General features: G+C 74.6%; 2 protein-coding genes. Both read right to left on the bottom strand.

Features of this window, described 5'->3' with window-relative positions:
• Positions 1 to 1,093 (bottom strand): RecQ family ATP-dependent DNA helicase (locus tag IEY93_RS26460; RefSeq protein ID WP_229691502.1); only part of this gene is annotated, 1,093 nt, incomplete at its 3' end.
• Positions 1,094 to 1,412: 319 nt separating this feature from the next.
• Positions 1,413 to 1,829: cellulose binding domain-containing protein (locus tag IEY93_RS38655; RefSeq protein ID WP_229691501.1), on the bottom strand; the 417-nt coding region annotated here is incomplete at its 5' end.

The following is a 1,829-nucleotide window of genomic DNA, read 5'->3' as shown; positions in this document are numbered from 1 at the left end:
GCGTCGCCACCCTGGTCAGCAGTTCCTCGTCCACCCGGCCTCCGGCGAAGAACCGGCGCAGGCCGAGATCCTCCGGCCGGTAGAACAGCACGGCGCAGGCCGGCCGTCCGTCGCGTCCCGCGCGGCCGATCTCCTGGTAGTAGGAGTCGATCGAGTCCGGCGGGTCGGCGTGCAGGACGTACCGCACGTCGGGCTTGTCGATGCCCATGCCGAAGGCCGAGGTGGCGACCACCACGTCCAGCCCGTCCTCGCGGAACAGCTCGTGGACGCGGTGCCGGTCGGCCGCCCGCATCCCGGCGTGGTAGGCCTCGGCCCGCCGCCCGGCCGCACGCAGCGCGGTGGCGTACTCCTCGGCCTCGCGCCGGGTGGCCACGTAGACCAGCCCCAGGCCGTCGCGGGCGGCGGCGTCCTCGACCAGCGCGCGGCGCTTGTCCTCCTTGCCGACGAACCTGCGCACCTGGAGGTCGATGTTCGGCCGGTCGAAGCCGCGCACGACCAGCGCGGCGCCGGAGAGGCCGAGGGAGGACAGGATGTCGTCGCGGACGAGCGGGGCGGCGGTGGCGGTCAGCGCGGCGACCGGCGGATGGCCGAGCCGTTCGATCGCCTGGCCGAGCCGCAGGTAGTCGGGCCGGAAGTCGTGTCCCCAGGCCGACACGCAGTGGGCCTCGTCGATGGCGATCAGCGATGGCCGCGCCTTGCGCAGCCGGTCGATCACCTCGGGCTTGGCGAGCTGTTCGGGGGAGAGGAACACGAACTCGGCGGTGCCGGCGCGCACCTTGTCCAGGGAAGCGTCGCTGGTGCCGCCGGACTGGGCCGAGTTCACGGCGACCGCACCGCCCGCGTCCGCCTCCGCCAGCCCCGCCACCTGGTCGCGCTGCAGGGCGATCAGCGGGGAGACCACGACCGTCGGCCCGGGCAGGAGCAGGGCGGGGATCTGGTAGACGGCCGACTTCCCGCCGCCGGTCGGCATCACGACCAGGACGTCGCGCCCGGCCAGCAGGTGCTCCATCGCCTCACGCTGGCCGGGCCGCAGCCGCTCCCAGCCGAAGTTCTCCCTCGCCACCGCGCGCAGGCGATCCTGGTGCTCGCTCAAAGCGTCTCGCTCTCCCCTCGTCGCCGGACGGCCGTACCCTCCAGTGCCCCGGCCGTGGCGGCTCACGCCTGCCAGGCGCCGCGGGTTGGACCGGGCGGGCGGCGCGCCGCCCGGCTCACCGGGCCGGCGATGGCCTCTCTGGCGAGAACGGAGCGGAGCGGGCGGGGAATTCCCTGGTCAGCGGGCCGGCAGCCCGCCGGTCGTCCGGCCTCGCCGTGGTGCCGGGGGCGAGCATGGGACCGGCCGGGCCCGCTGGGCGGGCCCGGCCGGGTTGTGGTCTCGCGCTCCCAGGGCAATTATCGAGACCACGTCTGGGGGGTCAGGCGGGTGTGCAGGTCACCGCGGCCGGTGCCGTGCTCGCGCCGTTCCCGGTGAAACCGAACGACGTCGACCCGCCGGCGGCCAGGCCGCCGTTCCAGGACAGGTTCTTCACCGAGACGTTCGCCCCGGTCTGCGTGTGAGTGCCGCTCCAGAGCTGCGTGATGGTCTGCCCGCTCGGGAACGTCCACGCCACCGTCCAGCCGGTGATCGCCGAACTCCCGTTGTTGCGCACCGCCACGTCGGCCTGGAAGCCGCCGCCCCACGAGCTGGTGACGGTGTACGTCGCCGCGCACGCCTTCCCCGGCGTGGGAGTCGGGGTGGGGGTGGGCGTGGGAGTCGGCGTGGGAGTCGGCGTGGGAGTCGGAGTCGGGGTGGGGGTGGGCGTCGGAGTCGGTGTGGGGGTCGGGGTGGGGGT

The sequence above is a fragment of the Sphaerisporangium melleum genome, assembly GCF_014646695.1.
In the GTDB taxonomy this organism is placed as follows: domain Bacteria; phylum Actinomycetota; class Actinomycetes; order Streptosporangiales; family Streptosporangiaceae; genus Sphaerisporangium; species Sphaerisporangium melleum.
Note: the sequence above shows the minus strand (reverse complement) of the source record. Positions and strands in the feature narration are given on the sequence as shown.